The organism is Microcystis sp. M049S2 (assembly GCF_020245625.1).
Lineage (GTDB): Bacteria > Cyanobacteriota > Cyanobacteriia > Cyanobacteriales > Microcystaceae > Microcystis > Microcystis ichthyoblabe_A.
Map to the genome: position 1 here is coordinate 1 of NZ_JADBUN010000100.1, position 2,689 is coordinate 2,689.

The 2,689-nt window shown below is 34.7% G+C and carries 2 protein-coding genes; one reads left to right on the plus strand and one right to left on the minus strand.

What is annotated here, in order from left to right; all coding sequences use genetic code 11:
* The first annotated feature begins 249 nt into the window (after positions 1 to 249).
* Positions 250 to 1,911 (plus strand): GUN4 domain-containing protein, encoded by a 1,662-nt coding sequence (locus tag IM496_RS08660; protein ID WP_194017168.1) that lies wholly within the window; start codon positions 250 to 252, stop codon positions 1,909 to 1,911.
* 221 nt (positions 1,912 to 2,132) lie between these two features.
* On the opposite strand, the gene IM496_RS08665 is transcribed toward IM496_RS08660, so the two are convergent.
* Positions 2,133 to 2,426 (minus strand): hypothetical protein, encoded by a 294-nt coding sequence (locus tag IM496_RS08665; protein WP_194017167.1) that lies wholly within the window; start codon positions 2,424 to 2,426, stop codon positions 2,133 to 2,135.
* Positions 2,427 to 2,689 lie beyond the last annotated feature (263 nt).

Here is a 2,689-nt window from a genome sequence, read left to right on the forward strand (position 1 = left end):
CCAGTTGTTGAAAAGGAACCAGTTGTTGAAAAGGAACCAGTTGTTGAAAAGGAACCAGTTGTTGAAAAGGAACCAGTTGTTGAAAAGGAACCAGTTGTTGAAAAGGAACCAGTTGTTGTTGAAGTTGAAAATGTTTAATTAGGTATTGCTCCCTCTTGTAATAGCTGGGAGCAGCGGATGATTATTGCTAAGTACTGAGGAATTTTTTGGTCTAAGATAGCTATGCTAAATAGGAACTCTCCACATCTGATGACCTATAAAAAAATTGCCATTTATGAGCAAAGCTATCAACTTCCTGTTTTTAAAAATAGATACTTAAAGAATTTTCAGAAAATCATCAAAGAACGTCGGAAGTTAATTCAAGAAGGAGTTCGATACCATTACTATTTTGGTAAGATTATTAAACGAAAAGAAAAAATTACTCAACAAGAAATCTTGATCGAGACTCAGTTATTAATTAAAGACTATAATTTATTAATTAACGGACTAGAAATCTATCAAGACGGATATTATCGTTTTTTACTACAACTCAGTGACAATCTCAAAATTTTATTTTCCCAAAAATATCAAGAATTAAAAATCTTAGACTACGAGAGAATAAAGTTAGAAATTAAAAATAATAATAATCAAAATATTCTCAATCAACTCAAGCTAGAAAAACAGGAAAATTTTCGGGCAATTTTGCTACTGGGAAAAACATCTTTTTTGATGTTGAGAAAAACTAAATTACTAGGGGAAGGAGTTCAGAAATTAGCCGAGGATACTCAAAAGCAGAAAAAAATTGTGCAAGCAATTATTCAAGAACTCAAAACTTATGAGGAATTAAATCATTATCAACTCAAATCTCAAAGAGTTCGCCAAGAAATTGCGGATCTTGCCCAAAATGCGATTAATTTTGAAACCTACTTACAGGACTATTTTGCTCCTTTTCAATTATTAATAGAAGAAGTCATTAAGGTGGACGAAGAATTTTATGCAACAGTTGGAGAAATTAAGTATTTGGTAGATAATATTTTTCAACCTCAGCCTGATCTCTTAGAAACGTCAGATACCGCAATGAATTCTGAGTTTTTCCTAAATTTTCTAGCGACTGGTTACGAGAAAGAAGTAAGGTTAAAAGAGGCTTTTTCCTCTGATCAATTTAATGATTACTTATTCAATGAAAGTGAATGGTCAGAACAATTTATTTCCCTAGAAAAAACCATCAATAAATTATCTGATCATTTAGCGGGACAAGAGGCTTGTCAAAAAGACACTATCCCCAAAACTCCCCTGGCAATAGTTGTCTCTCAATTCAATCAAAACAATCTTGACAAATCTTCTAGTTCTAAAAATCCCCCGACTTCCCCAAGTATCTTAACTCAAGAATCGGCCGATCTTGATTATAATCAATTACAAGATTTGCTAAGAAAGCAACAGTGGCAAGCGGCTGATCGCCAAACGACCAAACTACTATTAAAAATTTTAGGTAAGACCTACTGGAATGAGGTTTATCCTCAAGACATTGCTCAATTACCTTGTTCAGAACTGAAAAAAATTGATCAACTTTGGCTGCATTATAGTAATGGTCATTTCGGGTTTAGTATTCAGCAGGCCATTTTCTCTAGTCTCGGTGGTTTAGTGGATTATGAAACCCAAAAGAAACTTGGCGATCGCTTAGGTTGGCGAAAGGAAGGTCAATGGCTCAATTATGAGCAACTAAACTTTCAATTAGAACCGAATTCTCCCCTCGGTCATTTACCCGTTCATTGGTTGATTTTTGAGGAAAATCTTTGTTATCCATCGGCCGAGGTTGCTGACAATCAAAACTCCGTCGCTTTCTGGAGAGTTGGCAATTGGTTATTGTGGCAACTTCACCTCGTTTTAAGTAAAATTCAAGCCTGTGGAATTATTCCTCTGTCTGACTTTTAAAACCATCACTTTACTAAATTGTCCGTCAAAAGTTGATCAAGAAGCCCAGTCGCCAAAAAGTCATCCACAAGATGGGAATATTAGGGTTTAGTTGTTAGTCGTTTACTATTAGTTATTCCCTCGCTCTTGTGGCAAGCGATTTTTTTGTTTAGGGTATCTCTTAGGAAAATTACTGCTGGGATAAATCACTTTTTTATCGACTTTAATCTAATGGAGACTTTCTAAACGACTTCTAAACTTGGTTGATTTTTATATTTTTTTAGTATTTCGTGGGGTTTAAGTTTTTGCTCATCTACAATATTTGTTGCTAAAATAAATCTTCCTAATTCTTGTCTTTTTTTGTCTATTTCTTCATTCTTAAGTTCAATTTTTACCTTAAATTTATTTTTTTTGTTGGCTTTTGAAACTATTTCAATAACTTGAACCTCCTTAATTAAGGCTTGCTGAAAATTACTGGAAGCCTTATTAAAAAAACGTTTCTGGCACTTTTTTGGATAAAAAAGTGCCAGAAACAAACGTTGAGAAATCGAGCCGAGGGACTCAAAACCCTTGCACTTTGGCTCTTCGATTTCTAAGGGTTCCGCTTCCAGACCTGCGAGGTCATTCTATTATTCTGATGTCCCCTCCCGACGACAGGGGCTCTTCTAGGTTCTGTGTGAGCATGGTATAATAGTAACACAGAACAGGAGGTGGGTTATGTGGATAAATTTTGATCAACTCCTCGATTTACCAAATGTAACAGTGGTCAATTATCAAAAAATTGATGAGACAATTTTCC

Coding starts and splice junctions, on each gene's coding strand:
- IM496_RS08660 (WP_194017168.1), top strand. CDS start 250: ATGACCTATAAAAAAATTGCCATTTATGAGCAAAGCTATCAACTTCCT.